The following is a 21,554-nucleotide window of genomic DNA, read 5'->3' on the forward strand; positions in this document are numbered from 1 at the left end:
AGCGCCAGCAGGGCGACCGTGGTCAGGAAAGCGCGCTTCATCGTCTGTCATCCCCGGGATATTTTTGAACGTCTGTCGCCGCCAGTGGCGGCCGCGTTCCTGGACGGGAGAGATGAACATCGGCGGGCGCCGGAAGTCCAGTCAGGGGCGGTGATGGCGGTTGGTCGCATGACGGGGTCGGATGGGAGGGGAGTGACCGGGATCGGCCGTCCTCACAAGGACCCGGGTGGATGCCGTGGAACGGGCGCGTTCTCCACCCTCGAGGAGTGAGCCGAAACCCCCTCGGAAGCGGCCCCCTATTTCGCAGAGTCGTCCGTCTGGTATCCGCAACACTTACACTGGCAACCTAAAGCGTCCCTGGCACCCAAATTCAGATCTTCGCTATCCGTACAACTCAAGAGACATACGTTCAAAATCTTCCATCATACAACTTCGTGTCGGTTCTCCGAGCCCCATGAAGTGTGCAAGGAAAGTGTTCCTATCAGAAAAACAAAAGTGTGTGTTTACAGTAAGGTAGTCGCACACATTAGCGTCGTTGACCATTTTGTTTTCTTCAAAGTATTTGTTCCAAATAAGTTGATCTCCACCATTTACATAAGTGGTAGATCTATCTGGAGCTAACTCAAGAATTGCGGATATCTCACGAAGTATGCGTTTGTTATTTGTTGTGGTCTTAAAGGCGAGAAAGCCTGCATTAAAGGACCATTCGCCGATATCTCTTGCGACCAATATGTCGCGACCTTCCAGTCTATCAAGCAATGATTGGGATTGGTCGATAAAAAGCATATCTGCGTCGACCCATATCACCCAATCGTAATCGTCAAAATGCCTTTGAAGAAGGTTGGCCTTCATCCATGTGCCGGATACATCCGCGGGGACGTCTGCAGGGATGTCCCTATAGACGTGGTGCGCAATGTTATGTCTAAGGCAATACCTATCAACGTTTTCTTCGTTTATTTGCCCATAGCAATCTATATTCGGTGTATATAGGGTTATTATGGCGATTGGCGATTTCGCATTTAGTGATTTATATTTATTATCATTGTTTTTGTAAGCCGTAGAGTTATCAAATACATCAGTTCCAGACACATTCGCCTGATTTATTCTTGAAACAGCAAAATCCCTATAAGGTTTGTCTTCACAATAATGGTGCGAATATTTATCATGTGGAACTTTTTCAAAGCAAACTGCAAAGGCGTCGAGCTTCTGCCAGTTGACCACGCGCCCCCTTGTAGCGACGACTCTGCCGCTTCTCTTTTCGTGTACCGCGAGGAGGCCGGACTCTCTGAGCAAGTCGGCCTCGTCGGATCCGGTCGATGCCCGGGAAAATTCGTGTCCCTTGAGGATATCGAGTTGCAGCAGGAGGTTTCTATTCCCCTCTGTATTCCGCCAGACCATAAAGCCCTTGGCCGGTATCGGCGGGCCCTCCCCCAGAAGTGAAGCGATTATCCGGGGGCTTGATCCCAGAAGAACGTCAACTGACATGTACCGATGGATTGCCGTGTTGCCGTCCATATAGAGGAGCCAGTCATCCTCTGGCAGCAAGCGTAATCTATTTCTGATAACCGCGTATCGACTGAGACCCTCAAGAACCTCCGGTGCATCCCGTACATCTGATACGGTCACGCAGTTATAAGAAAAGGCCGCGCAATATCGACTGTGATTCAGGGCAATGTGTGCAGACTGAGATCCAACGTGACTGATAACAACGGGCATCTGTATGTTTTCTTTTGCTTTTAGATTCCGCCCTGAACACAGAGCCGCATCGTTGTCGATAGATATACGTCGAACAAATTTCCGAGGTCAGGTCGCTACTCTGCAGTCTTCGCCTTCGGGTTCCTCATCCTGGGGCAATGGCCCTGCCTCTGTTTAGCTCCACATCGCGATAGTGCATTCACTTTCTGGGCTGTCTTGAAACAATCCGAACCGATCTTTAGAAAAATTCATAACGGTATCTGGATCCGAATCTAATTCACCGAGACTACGCTGTCAGCCCCCATCAAGTTGCCAACAAAAGCCCAGGGGGAGGAACCGGTTGTCAATCGCAGCGAAACGGCCTGGAATTCGGTTCGTCGTCGGCCCGGGCTGTTCCGGGCGGTGTGGATACTGGCGGGTTCCCAAATCGGCTGATCGTTGATTCAATGCCCTTCCTTTCGGAAAACAGCCATGGTTCGGGCCTTGCTCTCGGAAGTCGAGTGGGGGCTTCTTCGACCTTTCCTTGATCGAGAGGGGACCGGGCCGTGGACGACCGTCTCGCGATCAGTGGTCGGTGTTGGACGGTGGGTTCTGGGTCGTTCCCCCGGGCACGGCCCAACGTGACCGGCACCGTGGCCTGGACGATTGGAGTTGGGTGTCTCGTCAGTTCCGGCCCGAGAGGTGGGCGGGGGGCCGGGTCGTGATGCCGGAGGCTCTGTACGAGATCGGGGCGGGTCCTGGGTCTGACTTCACCCTGGCCGACCTCGGGGGCAAGGTGTCTCCGTCGTCATCCCGGCCAGGCGAAACCGCAGGGATCAGCCCTTTATCGACCGCTACCTCGACAAAGGGGGAAGCCCGTCCGAGCGACGCTTCTCAAGGTCCCGAAACAACCTTGGTCGTTCGCCCGATACGGCAGGGCTGCCGACGGCATCCTCGGCTTCGTACTCGCCGCAGCCAGCCGGCTGTGGCGCTGGCGCTCTGGCCGACCCACTTGAAGGGGGTGGCCGCCCCGCCGGCTCAGCCACACATGAGCACGCGAAATCGGCTCCAACGGTCGAAAGAGATGGCAAGAAAACGTCGGGCCCCAACGCCGCGACACATCCCATGACGGAGCGAAAGACGGGGTTCGATCTGACTAAATTTCCCGTCCGTCAGCCAGAACAGGTCATGCATGATCGTTTTCCCTGACGGAATGAGTCAGATATCAATCCCGCTTGAGAACGCTTTTGGGGAGCGTGAGCTCAAACATACCGCCTGTAGTTCAACCTGTACCATGCAGCGAGCTCATTGATTTCATTCTTGAGTGTACGTTTCGGGGACCACCCCAAGGCAGTTATTTTATCCCAGACCACAGCATATCTGCGATCGTTGAAGGGGCGATCCTGAACGAACTCAACGTGATCTTCGAACGACACACCAAAGGCCTCACAGATCTTGGCGGCTACCTCGGCGTTGGAAAACTCGTCAGGCGAGCCGATATTGTAGGTCTGATGAATTTTGCCGGCGCGCGAGACAAGTTCGATAGCGCTGGCCAGGTCACGGGCAGCTAGATAGTGGCGGACGTTTTTCCCGTTTCCGTGAAGGGGGATTTTCTCCCCCTTAATGAGCGAAAGACAACAACGGGGGATCAGCTTTTCAGGATATTGACGTGCGCCAAAGACGTTGTTTGCACGGATCATTATCACGGGCAGGTTGAATGAATGTATGTACCCTCCCACAATCATTTCCGCCGCTGCTTTTGAGGCCGAGTACGGATTCGTGGGGTTTAGAATGGCGTTCTCATCGACTGCGCCTGTCAGTACTTCGCCATAGACTTCGTCAGTGCTGATGTGAATGATTCGAGGAACCTGCTTCGTCCTGCAGGCTTCAAGAATAGTGTGAGTTCCCTGGACGTTTGTGTGCGTGAAAAGAAGTGAGCTGTGGAATGAGTTGTCGACGTGGCTTTCAGCAGCAGCATGAATCACCAAGTCACAGCCAGATACCAAGCGTTCGCAAAGCGAATAGTCGCATATATCTCCAACTACCAATTCTATTCGGTTGCTGGTTAGAAGGTCGCCAAGATTTCGAAAATCAGCGGCGTAGGTCATTTTGTCAAGAACTGTGATTTTGCTATCAGGAAAACTCTCAGCAAACTGCTCAACGATGTGGGAGCCTATAAACCCAGCGCCGCCGGTGATCAAAACATTACGCATATCTGAGACGTTCTCCGAAGGTGTGGGCGACGACTAGAGGGTCTACGGTGCCCTCTGGTCTGCCAAACCGAGTTGTCCACTTAGAGTTGTTCAAGAAGAACTCATCTCGAACATCCAGTGTTTCCTGCAGGCGGCCTTCGCCATAGCCGCTAATGAGGGCCCGGGCAACATCCCCGCAAGCAACAGCTGAACCGCTGCCGATATTGAAGACGCCGCTTGCACCGGCTTTCACGGCCCCTACGATAGACCGGACCACAATCCAAACGGGAATAAAATCGCGTCGGGTTTCGGAAGCCATATCGAAATATATCTCACCCTCATGGCGCAATCGGTGGAGCATGTGTCCGAAGAACGACGGTCGAACCGGGCCGCCTGGTGTGTATTCAAACCCGAACGCATTGGCCAGCCGCAGGATGAGTGCCCGCTCTCCCAGAGCATCCTCGATCCAGGCCTCCGTTCTGGCCTTGTTCGGACCGTAGCCGGGGCCGTCGAAATCGATCTCATCCTCTTCGCGAGCCCCCCATTGGCAGGCGGCCGCATAGACCTTGCGTGTGCTCAACATCAGGACGCGGGCATGGCATCGCCGGGCGATCTCAGCGCTCTTGCGCTCCAGGTCAGCCGCAGGATCATATGGACCGGTCCTGTATGCGGGGGTCAGCGCACAGTTCACCACGATATCGTCTTGAGTCAGGACGTCCTCAAGAAGCTCGCCCCGCGAGACGCTGATCACCGGGAGGCCCTGGCGCATGGCCTCACTGGTTAGGTGGGACCCGATCAGGCCCGATGCACCAATCACGACCAGACGGCGCGCAGGAACGACCCGGCCAGCTTCGGAAGTCATAGTTCGTTTGAGCGAGAGGCATGAGCCGTGGTCCGCCGGCCGATGAAATTGAGATCAATCGGCATCAGCCCAATACCATTGCTGTTGAGGCGTTCGGGTTGATCGAAATACAGGTATGGGATGATCGTCTTGAGCATTCATTCTGCGCGCCGACCGGCGGCACCGTAGACCCGGTAGTCATTGACACGTCGGCACCTTTTGAAACCTGAACGTTTGAGCTTTGGAGTGAAACCGGCACCCCACCGCCCAGGTTCGAGCAATAGGCGGTTTTTCAGGCAAGGACCACGGCTGTGATCTTCAACTCGATCACCTTGACCCCATTAATCTGATGCCGGGGCCCTGAACTCATAACAAGCCAGCGACCTCTAACCTCCAGTGATCCAAGTTTGGGGGAGCAGATCACCGTTACGATTGACTTAAAACCAAACCGGCCTGGAAGAAAGTCTCGCTGATCAAGGCCTGATCCCTAGCCCGCCACCCTGCCGGCCTGGGCGCGGTTGAAAATTTCGGCGAAATCGATCGGGTCCAGCACCAGGGTCGGTGAATAGCCGCCCTCGGACACCAGGCCGCTGACCAGGTTCTGGACCGTGGGGAACATGGCCTCGCCGCCCTCGACCAGCAGCTTGCGCTCCAGGTCTTCCGGCGCGACGCCGGTGACGTCGCAGACGCAGCGGCAGGTAATCTCGATCAGGAAAACCGCCGCGCCTTCGTCCGAGACCTTCACTGTCAGCCGCATGTCGACATTGACGTTGCCGTCAGGGCGAGGGTGGGTGGACATGTCCACCGACTTGTCGATCTCCAGCGGGGCTTGCGTCATCCGCGCAAGCTTTGCGGCCGGGTTCTCGAACGAAAGGTCGATCAGATACCGATTGACCACCGTCAGGGCCTGAGCAGGTGTCGCCGTCATCAATCCAATTCTTTGCCTGGCACGCTTCGATGCGGATGCCCGAAGCGGCTACCGGGTTATTGCCGAGGGCCGTGTGAAAGACAATCCGGGCGGCCGATTTCCGGACGGGGCCTGGCCGGCCCGCACAAGGCATGTCGACACTTCGGGGCGTTTCCGTTAGACCCGAAAGGGGGCCTGACGGAACAAACAAGTGAATATTTTCAGATCCGTTGCCGCGCGAATGATGCTGTTGTCCGCATTCCTGCTGCCGGCCCAGTCGGCAGCGGCCCAGTATGTGGCCGGCAATATCGGCTCCATGCCGGGCTCGACTGAACAACGTATGGCCGATGCCCTGACCTCCATCGGCATGACCCGCTGCACCACGCGGGCCGTTCAGGTCGGCCGCTTCCTGATGGAGGGTTCGGAGGCCAATTTCACGGTCCAGCCGCTTGGCCCCAATGGCGACATGTGGCCCACGGTGATCATGATGGAATCTTCGCACGCAACCAACGGCACGACCCGACTGTCGACGATCAGCATTTCTCCGAATTGCGCCGGCTTCTACCAACAGACCATCTATTGGGCCCAGCCGTGCACGGTTCTGCGCAGTGGTACCTTCGCAGCCTTCACCGGGACGCGGCGCCTGCTCGACGAAGTCTCTGTCGGCGAACTGGATGTGGCGACCCAGCTCTATCTGATGCCGGCCGGCTCACAGGGCTGCGTCTCGGTCAAGAAAGAGATGTTCCGCTAGGTGTTCAGTCCCGACGTGTGGAGGAAGCAGTCTAGCCGACCCTTCATTCCGGAAGGCATTGGGGGCCAGATATTCCATCGGAGCGCCGCAACCACGCTTGCGGTCCGAGCTGCGAGACGGCGATCGATGACTCCGCTGAACGCGCCAGCCGTGCGGTATGGTCCCGGCCATGGAACCGTCGCCAAATAGCGAAAACGGGCCTGCGTCCATGATGCGCCAGCGGGCCCGATGACGGGAGGCGGCGAGTCGGCAGGCCGGACCAACCCGCGCCCGGGAGAGGCGAAAGATTCAACCGCCATCACCGATTATGGCTTTAAATCGGCCGGGTCGAACCGGTAGGGTCTCGTCGTCGCACGTGCCTGAACGCCGCAGCGACACAGGGCCCCGAACGACCGCCTTGAGTATCAAGAGTAATGGAACCGACCCGTATGTCTCCCACCCTGCAGCGCCTCTCCGCTAGCTCAGGCCATGGCGCGCTCATCCTCGCTGCCGCCCTCTTTGTCGGCACGCCCGGGGAAGCCCGCGCCAGGGGAGTCGAAACCCCGATGGTCGGCCCCACGGCCAGCCCCGCCGTCCATCAGGTGATGACGGGGGAAACCCTGTCTGGCATCGCCGCGACCTATGGCCTCGACTGGCGCGACCTGGCTCGGGCCAACCGGATTTCGGACCCTCGCCGACTGAAGGTCGGCCGGGCGTTGACGGTCGCCGGGGTCCTTTCGCCCTCCGATCGTCGGCATCGGGTGCGCCGCGGGGAGACGCTTTCCGGAATCGCCCGACGCTATGGAGTGGCGTGGCGAGACCTGGCCGCGCTCAACGGGCTCGCTGATCCTGACCGTCTGGCGACGGGCACAACTCTCGTCATCGACCATGCGGTCGGGCGAGTTGCTCCATTGCTGCGCACCGCCGAAGCGCGCGACCGGTTCGCGATTGAATATGGGGTCGCCAAGCCGGGGGTCGGCGACGAAAAGATCGCGACCGCCGCCACGCCTCCGACTGTCCTGCCGCGACAGGAACGGGTCGCGCGCGTCCTCGCTGAGGCGGCACCCTCCAGGGTCGCCGCGGCAAGCGCCGGTGGGGAAGGAAATCAGGCTTCTCCACTGTCGTGGGAGGATCGGGCCCGGGCCGATTTCACCGCCCAACTGGCGGCCTTTGCCGCGCGCTACGACGTCAATCGGGTTCCACCAGGACGACGTCACAACTGAAATCCGAGGGCTTCAGGCTAACGACCAGATGTCTTCAGCCAGGGCGTGACGGCTTGGAGGCGGGATGATTCCAATCGGTTTCAGGTGTCCGGGACGGCCGCCTTCCGGAGCCAGCCGCACGGGTCAGGCGATCTTGCGATGACCCCGAGCGCTGGTAACGAGAGGCCGTGGTCCAGTCGCTCCGTCCATTGCCGCGACGGCCGAGGCCTTTGTTTTCAATGGAAACGATGGTGGGTGATGTAGGGTTCGAACCTACGACCCGCTGATTAAGAGTTATCGCGATAGCGTTCTCATGGCATCCCATGCCGACCGCGATCCCTCGACAAACCCTGTCACAGCGGGAACAATGCTACCATTGCAGCGGATACCTGCTCATTCCATCACCAGCAACGGGAGTGCCAAATCGGTGCCAGAACGTAGAGCTCTCAGCGACGCCGCCTTGAAACGGCTACCGCTCCCCGAGAGCGGTACTACTACCCTCTGGGATACGACCGTGAAGGGCCTCGGGGTTCGCGTCTCCTCTAAGGGCACCAAGACCTTCATCGCCTTGGTCGGGAGCGGAGCGCGGCACAAGATCGGTCGCTACCCGCTCATCGGCCTCGCAGCCGCACGAGACGAAGCCAAGAAATTCCTCGCGCAAAAGACCCTCGGTTCATACGAGAAGCCGCACACCATCACTTGGGAAACTGCGGTCGATCGCTACCTTACCGCATGCGTGGACAAGAACCGGCCCCGCACGGTCGCGGACTACAAGAAGCACCTCGCGCGGTTCCCGTTCAAAGGTCGTCGTCTCACGACAATCAAGAAGCGTGACGTGGCCAGCGAACTCGAAAATATTGCGGCCAAGAGCATGAGGGCGCACGTCCTCACGTCCGTCAAAGCGTTCTTCTCATGGTGTGCAGGGCAGGGGTACGTCGACCAGACACCGCTCGTCGGGCTCAAGATCGTCTCACCGCGGCATACAAAGCCACGGCACGCCCTTTCCAGCGAAGAGCTCAAGGCGGTACTCTCTAGCGCTCTACAGTACCCGTACCCTTTCGGGCCTATCCTCGCCTTGCTTGCCCTCACCGGCCAGAGCCGGAACGAGATCGCGTCACTTGAATGGGCGAACGTGACGCCGGAGGCAATCACTATCCCTGGCGTCATTTCGAAAAACCACCTCGAGCACACCTTCCCCTATGGGACGCTCGTTCGCCAAGTTCTCGACAGCATACCCGACTACGCCAGAGAAGGACGCTACGTCTTTCCCGCGAGGTTCGAAACGATGCGCGGAAAACCTACCTCTTTCTTCAACGCCTGGAGCAAATCCAAGGCTGCGTTCGACAAGACACTCACGGGCGTTGAGCCCTACAAGCTCCATGATCTGCGCCGGACGTTCGCGACCACGCTCCAGAGCCTCAGCGTCCCACTTGAGGTTCGGGAGAAACTCTTGAACCACATCTCAGGGAGCCAGGCCGGCATCGCGGGCGTCTACAACGTCCATCCGTTCCGGGAGGAGATGAAGGACGCCATCGCCAAACATGATGCGTTTCTGATATCGTTGCTCGCCCAGGGTCAAACCTGAGTGTCGCGACACTCCAGAAATGGAGTACCGCGATGAGGTTCTTATCGAAGAAGCAGGTGAAGGAGCTGGTCACCTACAGTCTTGCTCACACGGCGCGTCTCGAAGGCGAAGGGAAGTTCCCTAAACGGGTACGGCTCGGGACCGGCAGGGTCGCCTATGTGGAGAGCGAGGTGCAGGCATGGATGGCTTCCCGCGTTGCCGACCGCGATGGACACACCGACTCCTAACGGAGTCACTAAGGGCCCGACGGGAAACTGTCGGGCCCTTTTTTTGGGCCTGTGCCCGTCGATTGATAGCGCTGTAGCGACACGGCCAGCCCGGGCTGGAGCCCCTCGCGAATAACTTGTGAAGAAGCGTCACTGTGGGTTGACTCTTTCCCTCGGCGTACGACAGGTGCAACTTCAGGGGGAGTTCAGCTCATGAAATTTCTAGCGGTCACTTTAGGCTCCGTTGTTCTCTTTGCGCCCTGCGCCAGCTTGGCCCAGGTCACCCAGTCGTACAGCTATGACGCCAACGGCCGCCTGACCGGCGTGGTCAGCACAGGCGGGGCGGGCACGCACACCTCGACCTATGCCTATGACGCCGCGCACAACCGGACCTCGCGTAGTCAGACCGGTACGACCGCTTGGGCGGCGGTCGCGCAGCTGCCGGCGAATCAATTCCTTCAACCGGACGAGGCGCTGGTCTCGCCCGACGGCCGCTACAGTTTCGCATTGAGGTCCTCCGGCCAAATGGAGCTCTGGTCGAGCGACGCCTTGGCCGCGTCCCCTTCTCAGGCCCTGGTCGCGGCGTTCGACCTGACCGACGACGGCCAGGCGCGGTTCCTGCTGTCGCTTCACGTCAAGATCCCGGCGGCCGGGGCCTGGGTGTCGCTGCGCGACGACGGCCAGCTGGCCCTGCTCGACGACGCCGGAGGCGAGGTCTGGCGATCCGGCGATACCACCGGTCAGGAGGCCACCCAGTGAGCCGCCGCACATTCAAGGCCTGGTTGTTCGCCGCCACCTCCAGTGTCGCTCTGGCCGCGGGCGCGGCCCAGGCGCAGACGATCATTCAGCCGACGCCCCCCGAGCACTATACTCTCGATGAGCGCGGCGTGGACCTCGTGTCCGGCTATTTCAACTTCCAGACGACCGAGGTGATGATCGGCCAGCCCGGCGCGGGCGGGCTGTCGCTCACGCGCGGGAGGCTTCGGTCGGGTTGGCGAGACAGCAATCAAGGCTCGCTCAGCATCAGCGGATCCACGCACACGGTCGTTTCGGGCCTGGGGGCCGAGGTGTTCACCCTCAGCGGCGGCGTGTTCACGCCGAAGAGCAACAATGGCTCCACCCTGACCCGGTCGGGGACGACCTATACCTTCACCACATCGACCGGCACGGTCCTGCGATACACGACCGTCTATTGTTACACGAGCGCCGGCGCGGCCTGCACCAACCAGGCGGCCCTCTCTGAGATTGTCACGCCGAACGGCGAGCGGACCAACTATCATTATGTGACCGAGGAATATATCCGGTCGTGGCACCCGGCCTCCGGCGAACCCGTCTACGGCACCCTCGTTCGTCTGCAGTCGATCACCAACAATCGCGGCTACCGACTTCAGTATGGCTACAAGTCCAACACCATGCAGGGGGGCGACGCGCTCAACATCCGGATCCTGAACTGGCTGGCCGTCGCATCCGTGACCGGCGCCAACAACGCCATCGACTATTGCGCGCCGACGGCTTTCGGCTGCACCTATACCCGTACATGGCCGAGCATCGCCTATACCAGCGCGGTCGCCGGGCCGGTCACGGCCGCGACGGATCAGTCCGGCCGGGTCACCCAGTATACCTACGGCGCGACCGGCACGGACCTGGCGGGGATCCGTTACCCGGGGTCGACGTCCGACGACATCGCCATCGCGGAAGGGGGCATGATGGGTTATGCCACCAGCCTCACCGATGCGACAGGAACCTGGAACTACAGCGTCACCGACGCCGGCGCGACGCGGACGGTCGTCAGCACCGGTCCGGATTCGCAGTCCACGACCGTCGTCACCAATCTCACGGTCGGACGCCCGACCTCGATCACCAATGCGCTCGGCGCGACGGTCAGCTTCCAGTACGACAGCCAGGGGCGGTTGACGCGGACCACCAATCCCGAGGGCGACTACGTCGAACAGACGATTGACGCGCGCGGCAACGTCACCCAGGTGACGGCGACGCCGAAGCCGGGCTCGGGCCTGACGCCGATGACGTCTTCATCGGCCTTTGCCGCGACCTGCGCCAATCCGGTCGTCTGCAACCTGCCGACCTCCACCACGGATGTGGCAGGCCATGTCACCGACTACACTTGGGATGCCGTGCACGGCGGCCCGCTGACCATCACTGCGCCGGCACCGACCACCGGTGCCGACCGGCCCCAGACGCGCGTTACCTATGCGGCGCAGACGGCGTATTACAAGAACAGCGGCGGTTCCATCGTGGCGGCGTCTTCCTCTGTCACCCTGCCGACCCAGGTCTCGGCCTGCGTCTCGGGGACCACCTGTATCGGCACCGCCAATGAGGTGCGGACCACGGCCGCCTATGGTTCGACGGGCGTGGCCAACAATCTGTTGCCGACCAGTGTCAGCCAGGGCTCGGGTGCCAGTCCGTCGATGGCCGTCACTGCCATGACCTATACGGCTGATGGCGACGTCGAGACGGTCGACGGCCCGCTGGCGGGCTCGGCTGACATCACCCGCTTCCGCTATGACAACGCCCGCCAGACGGTCGGCGTGGTCGGTCCCGATCCTGACGGCGGCGGCGCATTGCTGAACCGCGCCCAACGACTGACCTACAGCCCGCGGGGTCAGGTGACCCTGAGCGAGACCGGCACGACGCCGGGCTACACAGACCCGAACTGGGCCAGCTTCAATCCCCTGGTGCGGAGCGCCACAATCTATGACGACCGCGGTCGTCCGCTGGTGAGCAGCCGGCAGAGTGGAGCCGGGACCACGGTCGGGGTTCAGCAGGTTTCCTACGACGCCTCCGGTCGACCGGACTGTACGGCGGTGCGTATGAACCCCACGGCCTGGGGCTCCCTGCCTGGCTCGGCCTGTACGGCGACGACGCCCGGCAGCGACGGGCCCGACCGCATCAGCCGCGCGACCTATGACGCGGCCGGCCGTCCCCTGGCGGCGACCACGGCCTATGGCCTGACCGAGGCCACCACCACCGGGCTGACCTATACCGCCAACGGCCAGGCTGCCTCGCTGACAGACGGGAATGGCAACGTCTCCATCCAAGAGTACGACGGCTTCGACCGGCCCGTGAAGCTGCGCTATCCGAACGCTACGGGTGGCGGGACTTCGACGTCCGACTATCAGCAGGTCACCTACGACGCCTATGGTCGGATGAACGGGAGCCGCAACCGGGCGGGTCAGGTCACTACGCTGACGCTGGACAATCTCGGCCGCGTCACGGTGGTGGACGCGCCGGTTGGTACGCAGGACGCGGCCTACACCTACGACAACCTGGGCCGCACAACGTCCGCCGTCATACCTTCGGAGCAGACGATCATCATGGCCTGGGACGCGTTGGGCCGCCAGAATTCGGAGTATAGCCCGACCTTCGGCACGGTCGGCTACCAGCATGACGCCGCCGGTCGCTTGACCCGGATCACCTGGCCGGATGGCTTCTACGCGCAGTATGATCACGATCTGTACGGTGCGGTGACGGCGATCCGCGAGAACGGGGCGAGCTCGGGTGCGGGGATCCTGGCGACCTATGCCTACAACAATCTGGGACAGCCGACCGGGATCACTCGGGGCAACGGGACGACGACCGGCTACGGCTATGACGCCGCCGGGCGGATGACCAGCCTGAGCCATGACATGGCGGGGTCGGGGGCCGATGTGGTGTTCGGCTATGGGTTTAACCCGGCGGGGCAGATCGCCAGCCGCAGCGTGTCAAACGCGGCCTACGTCTATGCACCGACGACGGGCTCGACGAGCTATGCCAACGACGGCCAGAACGCGGTGACCTCGGTCGGCGGCGGAGCGTTGACCTATGACGCCAACCGGAACCTGACCACGGGAACGGGCCGGACCTACACCTATGACGCCGCCAACCGGCTCCAGACCGCCACACCCTGGGCCACGGCGACCTTCCTCTACGACGCCAACGGCCGCCTGATGCGCTCCAGCGGTATTGGCCCCACCCGCTACTTCCTCTACGCTGGCGCTCAGGCCATTGCCGAATACAGCGATCAGGGTGCGCTCACCAACCGCTACATTCCGGGCCTCGGCCTGGACGGGGTTGTCGCCAGCTACGACGGGTCGGGCACGACCAGCCGCAGTTGGCTGCTGGCCGACGAGCGGGGTTCGGTGACGGCCCTGGCCGATGGGACCGGCGCGGCCTCCGCGATCAACCGGTACGACGAGTATGGGACGCCCGCATCAGGGAACGCCGGCCGGTTCCAGTACACAGGCCAAGCTTGGCTGGCCGAGGCGGGTGCCTATCACTACCGGGCGCGGACCTATCTGCCGCAGTTGGGACGGTTCCTGCAGACGGATCCGATCGGGTATGCTGCGGGCCCCAATGTGTATGGGTATGTAGGTGGGGACCCGGTGAACTTGACTGATCCATATGGACTCCAAGCAGCCCAGCTTGGCCCCGTGATCGTGCAAGGGAGTAGTCGGGACTCCTGTCCGCCAAGACATTTCTGCATAGTCGGTGTCGGTCAGCTTAGGGCGTTCCTCGATTCGGTCGCTGAGCTTGATGAGGTCGTGGTCACAGGCTCCAGCGGTGGCGGTGGCGGTGCTCTTTCATCCTTGGCCCAGACAATTCGGGATGCTTGTCCAGTTGTCGAAGCCCGCGGCGCATTCGGGGCAGGACTTGAGCTATCAGCTGGCGTAAAGAAGTTCCTTTCCGTGAATGGTGTATTTGACGTCGGGAGTCTGAGAGGGCGGATCGGTTGGTATGGGGACCGCGGGATTGGCGGACGCTTGTTTGGCAGTCAGCGGTTTGGTGCGGCTGCGACAGCAGGCGTTCCCAACACCTCGTACGGGGGAACTATGGGAGGAGAGCTCAGTAGAGGAGAGCTACCCATTCCTGGGGATAATGGATGGCATCCATTTACTCCAACTTCAGACAGTTTTCTAGGATATGATTTCGGCGTTCAGGTCATTGTGGGCATTGGGTTCAGGGCTGGTATAGACCCGGACGGATGCAAATAGGTTTGGTGCTATGAAGCTCAATGTAATTCTAAAAATCGTATCTGTGGCTCTATACGTTTTGTGGGTAATAGGCCTATTCATGTCTATGCCTCCGGCAACCATCGTGGAGATGGTTCTAGTTCTAAGCGCCGGAGCGGCCGTCTTTGTGATAGGATACTTTTTCCACCTGTTTCTTATTCGTGCTTTGGTGCGGATGTTTAAGAGGAGAGACTAAGTAGAGCTCCCGCCTCTAATCGTATTCGCGGTTTAGTGGCTTCAGGGCACCCTGCTAGGCACCGTCGCGACGGGGCCCGCCCTCGTCTACTTCAACAGGGAAATTGCTGAACAAGCCGGGGGGCATGACAACCCGTTCAACGAGCGGGTCGGAGGTCGATTACCCAAACCTGAGAATCTCCACCCATTCTTCCGATAGGAATCAACCGGGAGACATTCTCGCTTGGCGGGCGAGTATTTCTCCGCTCTATGACCACCGGTAAGGATTGTATGAGGGCGTACATGAGGAAGTTGGCAACGGCGTTTTACGGGGCGGTCACGACGGCTTGGGTCGCAGCGCACGCCGGGGCGGCCCACGCGCAAATCGGCTTGGCAGACCCACAAGGCTCCGGCCCCATCGTTTCCGCCGTCCAGTGGCTCCAGGGCACTCTCCTCGGCACCGTTGCCACCGTTCTCGCCGTGATCGCGGTGGCCTGCGTGGGTCTGCTGATGCTGACCGGCCGGGTCGACTGGCGACGCGGCTCCGTCGTCATCTTGGGCTGTTTCATCCTGTTCGGGGCGGTGAGCATTGTCGCCGGCATCCGGTCGACCGCAGCGTTCACGGGCTGACCTCTTGGAGCACCTGGAACGGACCCCCCTCTTCACCGCCCTGACCCGCCCGCAGATGTTCGCGGGCGTCACCTACAACTACTTCGTGATCAACGCCGTGATCGCCGCGGAACTGTTTCTGATCTTCCGCTCGGTCTGGGTGCTGCCGGTGGCCCTGGTCATTCACGGCGTCGGCGTGTTGCTGTGCCTGCGTGAGCCGCGGGTGATCGATCTCTGGCTGGTGCGGATCGGCCAGTGCCCGCGCGTGCGCAATCACAACATCTGGCGATGCAACTCCTACCGTCCCTGAGCCAGGGGGCTTCCACGGTGAAACGTGAACAGGCGGCGGGCGTCCATCTGCCCTATGCGCGGCACGTCAACGACTGCACGCTGGAGACGCGGGACGGCCTGCTGCTGCAGACGATCCGTCTGCGCGGACTGTTGTTCGAAACCGCGGACACTACCGAGCTCAACTATCGCAAGACCTTGCGTGACGCGATGCTTCGCGCCATCGGCTCGTCGCGGTTCGCCCTCTACCACCACGTCGTCAGACGGCGGGCGGAGATCGATCTTCAGGCCGAGTATCCGGACCCCTTTTCCCAGACGCTCGCAGACCGCTGGGCCGACCGGCTGGCCGCCAAGGCGCTGTTCGCCAATGACCTGTATCTGACGCTGATCCGCCGGCCCCTTCAGGGACGGATCGGCGTCGCCGATCAGGTGCGCAACTGGTTCGCGCGCGCCGGTGAACAGGCCGGGGCCGAGCGGGCCTATGAGCTCTCCCAGCTGGACGCGGGCCGGGACGCCCTGATCGCGGCCCTGGGCGACTATGCCCCCCGTCTGCTCCAGGTCCGCGAGACCCCCAACGGCGTCTGCTCCGAACCGCTGGAGTTCCTGTCGGAGCTCTACAACGGCGAACAGCGCCCCGTGTTGTTGCCGCATCAGGATCTGGGATCCTACCTGCCGTATCGCCGGGTCAGTTTCGGCCAGGAGGCGGTGGAGCTCTCGGCGGTCGGACACCTGCCGCGCAGCTTCCTCGGGCTGGTCTCGATCAAGGACTATCCGGCCTGGAGCGCGCCCGGCATGTTCGACGAACTGCTGCGCCTGCCGTTCGAACTGACCATCACCCAGTCGTTCGCCTTTGTGGAGCGGGGGGCCGCGCTGGAGCGGATGAACCTGGCCCTGCGCCGCATGCGGTCGGCCGAGGACGAGGCGCTCTCGCTGCGCGGCGAACTGGCCCAGGCCAAGGACGATGTCGCGGCCGGGCGCGCGGGCTATGGCGAGCACCATATGACCATCGCCGTGCGCGGGGATACGCCCGCCGCCGTCGATGCCGCGGTCGCGGAAGTGACGGCCAGTCTCGCCGACATGGGCATCGTCGCCGTGCGCGAGGAGATCGCGCTGGAGCCGGCCTTCTGGGCGCAGTTTCCGGCGAATTTCAAATATATCGCGCGGCGAGGACTGGTCTCGACAAACAATTTCGCCGGCCTGGCCAGCGCGCATAATTTCCCGTTGGGGGCGGCGACGGGATCCCACTGGGGTGACGCCATCACCCTGCTGGAGACCACCGCCGCCGGGCCGTATTTCTTCAACTTCCACCAGGGCGACCTCGGTAATTTCACGGTGATCGGCCCGTCCGGGTCGGGCAAGACGGTGGTGCTCAACTTCCTGCTGGCCCAGGCCCGCAAGCTCGACCCGCGCATCATCTTCTTCGACAAGGACCGCGGCGCCGAACTGTTCATCCGCGCCATCGGCGGCCGCTACGACCAGCTGCGCCCCGGCGAGGCCTCAGGGCTCAACCCCCTGCAGCTGGAGGACACGCCGGCCAATCGCGGCTTCCTGGTCGAGTGGCTGAACCAGCTTTCCGGCGGAGCCGACGTCGATGACCTGGCCCGGATCAGCGATGCGATCAGCGCGAATTTCGATCAGCCGGTCAAACATCGGCGCCTGAGACATCTGGTCGAACTGTTCCGCGGCGACCAGCGTCCGCACGCCGGTGATCTCTGGTCGCGGCTGCGTCCGTGGTGGGGAGATGGCGAACGCGCCTGGCTGTTCGACAACCCCAAGGACCTGACCGACCTGTCGGTGCGCACCGTCGGTTTCGACATGACGGTGCTGCTCGACGATCCGACCGTCCGGACCCCGGCGATGATGTACCTGTTCCACCGTGTGGAGGAGCGTCTGGACGGTTCGCCGGCGATCATCATCGTCGATGAAGGTTGGAAGGCGCTCGACGACGACGTCTTTGTCCGCCGCATCAAGGACTGGGAAAAGACCATCCGCAAACGCAACGGGATCGTCGGCTTCGCCACCCAGAGCGCGCAGGACGCCCTCGAAAGCCGCATCGCCAGCGCCATCATCGAGCAGGCGGCGACCCAGATCTTCATGGTCAATGCCAAGGCGCGGGCCGAGGACTATGTCGAGGGCTTTGGTCTCACCCCGCATGAGTTTGATCTGATCCGCACATTGCCGGACAGCGCGCACTGTTTCCTCATCAAGCGGGGCGGAGAGAGTGTCGTCGCCCGTCTGGACCTCTCCGGCGAGGACGATGTCCTGACCATTCTTTCCGGCCGCGAGCGGACCGTCCGCCTGCTCGACGAAATCCGCGCCTCGGTCGGTGACGATCCGGTCGACTGGATGCCGCCCTTGCTGGAGCGCGCGTGATGATAATCGGGACGTGCCCGGCGCTTTCCAGTGGCGACGCCTTCCTGTCGTCGTTACTGCGGCACATCGACTGTCAGGGGCAGACGCTCGGCTCGGCGGGCTATCAGGTGCTGGCCGATCCGGCCTCGCCGCTGGCGCTGGTGCTGACCGCCCTGCTGACGATCTTTGTCGCCCTGTTCGGTCTGCGCATGATGCTCGGCGAGACGCCGACCTTGCGCGACGGGGTGATGGCGGTCGCCAAGATCGGCGTGGTGCTGGCCATCGCCACCAGTTGGCCGGCCTATCGGACCGTGGTCTATGACGTCATCGTCCACGGCCACGGGCAGTTGAGCGCCGCGATCGGCGGCCCAGCCCGGCTACCCGGCGCGCGAGACGACCTGATCGACCGCCTCCAGGCCGCTGACGTCACGATCAATCGCCTGATCAATCTGGGGACCGGGCGGAGCGACGTTGCCGCCCTGACCCCGCCCGGTGAAAACGCCCCGGGGCAGCCGCCCCGGCGCACGCCCATCGCGGACGACCCTGCATTTGGAACCGCGCGCGTCATCTTCCTTTCGAGCACCGTGGCGGCTTTCGCGTTCGTCCGGCTGACGGCGGGCATTCTCCTGGCCTTGGCCCCCTTGTTCGCCGGCCTGCTGTTGTTTGGAAGGACGCGCGGGTTTGTCGCCGGCTGGGCGCGGGCCCTGGTCTTCACCTTGCTGGCTTCAATCGCCGTGACGATCCTGCTGGGCGTCCAACTGGCGCTTCTTGAGCCCTGGCTGGCGCAGGTGCTCAGCCTACGTCAGGACAGGATGGTCACAGCGACGGCACCGGTCGAGTTGCTGATCCTGTGCCTCGGCTTCGCCGTCGCCCTGGCGGGATCCTTCGCGGTGATCATGCGTCTCGCCTTCGCGGTCGATTTTTCATTGGGGCGGCGGACAGCGACGGTCGCGGTGCCGATCCGATCTTCTTTAGAGTCGGTCCTCATGCCTTCGCACAGGCCTGAGGCCGGTCGCTCCGCGCCACGCGCCCATGCCGTCGCCGAGGCTCTTTTCGCCTCCCAGCGCCGCGAGCAGGCCTATCAGACGCAACCGGCGGACGGTCCATCTGCGGGAGCCTTATCGGGACGCGCCAGAGCGCCCGCGACTGTAGATGACTTCACCATCCCGGCCCTGGGTCAGGCCTTGCGCCGGACCCGGCCGCGGAAATCCCTCGGGGCCGCTCTTCGGGACCGCCGTTCATGAAAAAAGCCAGCCGTGAATCGCTGAACGCCTATTACCGCGAGGCCGGAAGCTGGGCCGCCGACCAGCTGGGCGCACTACGGCGATCGCGCCGGATCGCCTGGATAGTCGCGGCCGCCGCGGTCGTGGTGGCGGTGTCGGAGGCGGTTGCGCTGATCGTGCTCATGCCCCTGAAGACGGTCGTGCCCTATACGCTGATGGTGGATCGAACCACGGGCTATGTGCAGGCACTCAGACCGCTCGACCCTGGCCAGATCACGCCGGATCGGGCTCTCGTCCAGTCAATGCTTGTTCAATACGTCATCGCGCGCGAAGGCTTCGATATCGCCACCCTGCAAGCCAATTATGAGAAGGTCGGTCTATGGTCGGCGGAGCGGGCGCGTGGCGACTATCTGAACCTCATGCAGGTCTCGAACCCGGACGGCCCGCTCTCGCTCTATCCCAGGCGCTCGGTCGTCGAGACCCGGGTCAAAAGCGTATCGCCCTTGAACGCGCAGTCAGCGCTCGTGCGTTTCGAGACCGTCTGGCGGGACGAGGGCGGTCAACTCCAACCGGCGCAGCCATGGGTCGCCATCGTTCAGTATCGGTTCTCGGGTGAGCCCATGTCCGCCGAGGACCGGTTCCTCAATCCGCTGGGCTTCCAGGTGGTTGACTACCGTCGCGATCCTGAAGCCATCCCGCTAGCCGACTTGTCCGTCCCGCCCGACCTGTATGGGACAGACCCGGTTGAAGCCGAAAATGTCCAGGTCAGTCCGGTGACGGGTGTAGCGCCGTGAAGCGCATCATCCTTCTTGTCCTATTGCTCAGTGCGCCTGCGATGGCCCAGACGCCGCCGCCGCCAAACGGAGACGATGCCCGGCTCAGGACGATTCAGTACGACGCCAGCCAGGTTTTTCGGCTGAGGGTCGCGACGGGTTACCAGTTGACCCTCCTCTTCGATCCCGAGGAGCGGGTGGAGACTGTCGGAATCGGCGATAGCGACGGCTGGCAGGTGACGCTCAACGGCCGGGGCGACGCCCTCTTCCTCAAGCCGATCCGGCCAAACAGCGCGACCAATATGACGGTGATCACCGACGCAAGGGTCTATAATTTCGAAATCTCGTCGGCGCACAGCGCTGGGGCCGACACCCCCTTCACCGTGCGCTTCCTCCATCCTGGCGCATCGGCCGCGACCCCGCCTGAGCCCGCTGCGCAGCCGGTCGGGCGCTACCGCTTGAGCGGCGTCCGGACGCTGCGCCCGGTAGCAATCAGCGACGACGGCGAGCGCACCTCTATCGAATGGCGCGATCAGCAGGCGATTCCCGCAATCTTCGCCATCGATGACCGCGGCGACGAAATACTGGTTGAGGGCCACGTCCGCGGCGGGCTGTATGTGATCGACGCGGTTCATCGGACGCTTCTCTTCCGACTGGATCGGCAGACCGCGCGGGCCAGCCGCAACCGCACCCGGTCGCCAGAATGACCGACCCCGCCTGGAACCCTCGCACTTCAGGCGCGACCGAAGCGGATATCCGTCCCATCGTCGCCCGGCATCGTGGCCAAACGCCGGCATGGTTGCTTTCTGGCGTCGTCGTTCTGGGGGGCGTCTTGTTGTTCGCCGTCCTTGACGGTCAGCGTCGCGCCCTGACGGTGCCCACTACCGAGGTGAGGATGGTCGATCGGGTGGAGTTGCCGGCGGCATTGCCGCCTCTCTACCTGCCACCGGAGCCGCCTCCGCCGCCTCCACCCCCGCAACCCGAGGCCTTGGTCGCGGCGGTCGCTACTGCACCGGTGCGTCCACCGTTCCCGATGGGACCGGTCCAGGCCCAGCCTGCTCTTCCCAATTACCCCGCGCCGGCTTTTGCGGCTCCGACCCCGCAACCACTGCCGGTCCTGAGCGGCGGAAGTGGTCCGGCCCTGGTAATCGATACGACGGTGTCGCGTGCGGAGGGCGGGACCAACGCTGCGGCGACAGGGGTGCCTGGTGCTGTTCGGACGACCCGTTTGAGCCGTCGGGCGATGACCGTGCCCCAGGGCACGCTCATTCCTGCGGTCCTGGAGACCGCGTTGGACTCGACCCGACCCGGCCATGTCAGGGCAATCGTGTCTCGCGACATCACCGGGTTCGACGGCAGTCAGATCCTCATCCCCCGAGGCAGCCGGCTGTTCGGCGACTATCAATCGGACATGGCGGCCGGGCAGAATCGCGCGCTCGTACAGTGGACCCGACTGGTCAGGCCCGACGGTGTCTCTGTCGCCATCGCCTCCCCGGCCGCGGACATGCAGGGACGGGCCGGCATCCAGGGCCGGGTGGACAATCATTTCCTGGAACGCTTCGGTGGGGCCCTTCTGCAGACGACCCTGAATGTCGGAAGCGCCTTTGCGACCCGAAGTATCGCGGGAGACGCTCCCGTGATCGTCGCTTCGACTGGGGCGATTGCGGTCCCTGACGTGACGCCATCAGGCTCTCGCGGGCAGCCGACGCTCCATGTCGATGCTGGCACCAGGGTGGGGGTATTCGTCGCGCGCGATCTGGAATTCCCGTCGGGCGAGGTTCGGCAATGAGTG

General features: G+C 62.3%; 19 protein-coding genes. 15 read left to right on the forward strand and 4 right to left on the reverse strand.

Annotation, left to right across the window (positions count from 1 at the left end; translation table 11 throughout):
- The coding region (locus tag Q8K99_07210) for a hypothetical protein (GenBank protein ID MDP2182341.1) at positions 1-270 on the forward strand (270 nt) is incomplete at its 5' end.
- A 111-nt stretch (positions 271-381) separates the two neighbouring features.
- Here Q8K99_07210 and Q8K99_07215 read toward each other — a convergent pair.
- From Q8K99_07215 to Q8K99_07225, 3 genes are all read right to left on the reverse strand, one after another.
- Positions 382-1,545, reverse strand: a complete 1,164-nt coding sequence (locus tag Q8K99_07215; protein ID MDP2182342.1) for a hypothetical protein — start codon at positions 1,543-1,545, stop codon at positions 382-384.
- 1,391 nt (positions 1,546-2,936) lie between these two features.
- Positions 2,937-3,887, reverse strand: coding sequence for a GDP-mannose 4,6-dehydratase (locus tag Q8K99_07220; GenBank protein ID MDP2182343.1), 951 nt, complete (start codon positions 3,885-3,887; stop codon positions 2,937-2,939).
- Positions 3,880-4,728: an SDR family oxidoreductase gene (locus Q8K99_07225; protein ID MDP2182344.1), complete on the reverse strand. Its 849-nt coding sequence runs from the start codon at positions 4,726-4,728 to the stop codon at positions 3,880-3,882. The genes Q8K99_07220 and Q8K99_07225 overlap by 8 nt, the downstream gene beginning before the upstream one ends.
- A gap of 20 nt (positions 4,729-4,748) precedes the next feature.
- On the opposite strand from Q8K99_07225, the gene Q8K99_07230 reads away from it, so the two are divergent.
- Entirely contained in the window at positions 4,749-4,937 is a 189-nt protein-coding gene (locus tag Q8K99_07230; protein MDP2182345.1) for a hypothetical protein, read from the forward strand.
- 257 nt (positions 4,938-5,194) lie between these two features.
- On the opposite strand, the gene Q8K99_07235 is transcribed toward Q8K99_07230, so the two are convergent.
- Positions 5,195-5,635 (reverse strand): protein-export chaperone SecB, encoded by a 441-nt coding sequence (locus tag Q8K99_07235; protein ID MDP2182346.1) that lies wholly within the window; start codon positions 5,633-5,635, stop codon positions 5,195-5,197.
- 190 nt (positions 5,636-5,825) lie between these two features.
- On the opposite strand from Q8K99_07235, the gene Q8K99_07240 reads away from it, so the two are divergent.
- The 13 genes from Q8K99_07240 to Q8K99_07300 all read left to right on the forward strand — a co-directional run bounded on the left by Q8K99_07240 (position 5,826) and on the right by Q8K99_07300 (position 21,551).
- On the forward strand, positions 5,826-6,365 hold the full coding sequence (locus tag Q8K99_07240; GenBank protein ID MDP2182347.1) for a hypothetical protein: 540 nt from the start codon (positions 5,826-5,828) through the stop codon (positions 6,363-6,365).
- A 428-nt stretch (positions 6,366-6,793) separates the two neighbouring features.
- Positions 6,794-7,567 carry a LysM peptidoglycan-binding domain-containing protein gene (locus Q8K99_07245; GenBank protein MDP2182348.1) on the forward strand — a complete coding sequence of 258 codons (774 nt, stop codon included), beginning with the start codon at positions 6,794-6,796 and terminating at the stop codon, positions 7,565-7,567.
- A 715-nt stretch (positions 7,568-8,282) separates the two neighbouring features.
- The gene (locus tag Q8K99_07250; protein MDP2182349.1) at positions 8,283-9,131 is read left to right on the forward strand and encodes a tyrosine-type recombinase/integrase; all 849 of its coding nucleotides are present in this window, start codon (positions 8,283-8,285) and stop codon (positions 9,129-9,131) included.
- Positions 9,132-9,163: 32 nt separating this feature from the next.
- The gene (locus Q8K99_07255; protein ID MDP2182350.1) at positions 9,164-9,358 is read left to right on the forward strand and encodes an AlpA family phage regulatory protein; all 195 of its coding nucleotides are present in this window, start codon (positions 9,164-9,166) and stop codon (positions 9,356-9,358) included.
- Between the two features lie 192 nt (positions 9,359-9,550).
- Positions 9,551-10,096, forward strand: coding sequence for an RHS repeat domain-containing protein (locus tag Q8K99_07260; GenBank protein ID MDP2182351.1), 546 nt, complete (start codon positions 9,551-9,553; stop codon positions 10,094-10,096).
- On the forward strand, positions 10,093-14,325 hold the full coding sequence (locus Q8K99_07265; protein ID MDP2182352.1) for an RHS repeat-associated core domain-containing protein: 4,233 nt from the start codon (positions 10,093-10,095) through the stop codon (positions 14,323-14,325). The genes Q8K99_07260 and Q8K99_07265 overlap by 4 nt, the downstream gene beginning before the upstream one ends.
- A 495-nt stretch (positions 14,326-14,820) precedes the next feature.
- The gene (locus tag Q8K99_07270) at positions 14,821-15,147 is read left to right on the forward strand and encodes a TrbC/VirB2 family protein (GenBank protein ID MDP2182353.1); all 327 of its coding nucleotides are present in this window, start codon (positions 14,821-14,823) and stop codon (positions 15,145-15,147) included.
- Between the two features lie 4 nt (positions 15,148-15,151).
- Positions 15,152-15,436 (forward strand): VirB3 family type IV secretion system protein, encoded by a 285-nt coding sequence (locus Q8K99_07275; GenBank protein MDP2182354.1) that lies wholly within the window; start codon positions 15,152-15,154, stop codon positions 15,434-15,436.
- Positions 15,415-17,787, forward strand: coding sequence for a VirB4 family type IV secretion/conjugal transfer ATPase (locus tag Q8K99_07280; protein ID MDP2182355.1), 2,373 nt, complete (start codon positions 15,415-15,417; stop codon positions 17,785-17,787). The genes Q8K99_07275 and Q8K99_07280 overlap by 22 nt, the downstream gene beginning before the upstream one ends.
- Positions 17,787-19,010, forward strand: a complete 1,224-nt coding sequence (locus Q8K99_07285; protein ID MDP2182356.1) for a type IV secretion system protein — start codon at positions 17,787-17,789, stop codon at positions 19,008-19,010. The genes Q8K99_07280 and Q8K99_07285 overlap by 1 nt, the downstream gene beginning before the upstream one ends.
- Positions 19,007-19,783 carry a VirB8/TrbF family protein gene (locus Q8K99_07290; protein ID MDP2182357.1) on the forward strand — a complete coding sequence of 259 codons (777 nt, stop codon included), beginning with the start codon at positions 19,007-19,009 and terminating at the stop codon, positions 19,781-19,783. The genes Q8K99_07285 and Q8K99_07290 overlap by 4 nt, the downstream gene beginning before the upstream one ends.
- Positions 19,780-20,469 (forward strand): TrbG/VirB9 family P-type conjugative transfer protein, encoded by a 690-nt coding sequence (locus tag Q8K99_07295; protein ID MDP2182358.1) that lies wholly within the window; start codon positions 19,780-19,782, stop codon positions 20,467-20,469. The genes Q8K99_07290 and Q8K99_07295 overlap by 4 nt, the downstream gene beginning before the upstream one ends.
- 125 nt (positions 20,470-20,594) lie before the next feature.
- On the forward strand, positions 20,595-21,551 hold the full coding sequence (locus tag Q8K99_07300; protein MDP2182359.1) for a TrbI/VirB10 family protein: 957 nt from the start codon (positions 20,595-20,597) through the stop codon (positions 21,549-21,551).
- The last annotated feature ends 3 nt before the right edge of the window (positions 21,552-21,554 follow it).

This window comes from Actinomycetota bacterium (assembly GCA_030682655.1).
In the GTDB taxonomy this organism is placed as follows: Bacteria; Actinomycetota; Coriobacteriia; order Anaerosomatales; family JAUXNU01; genus JAUXNU01.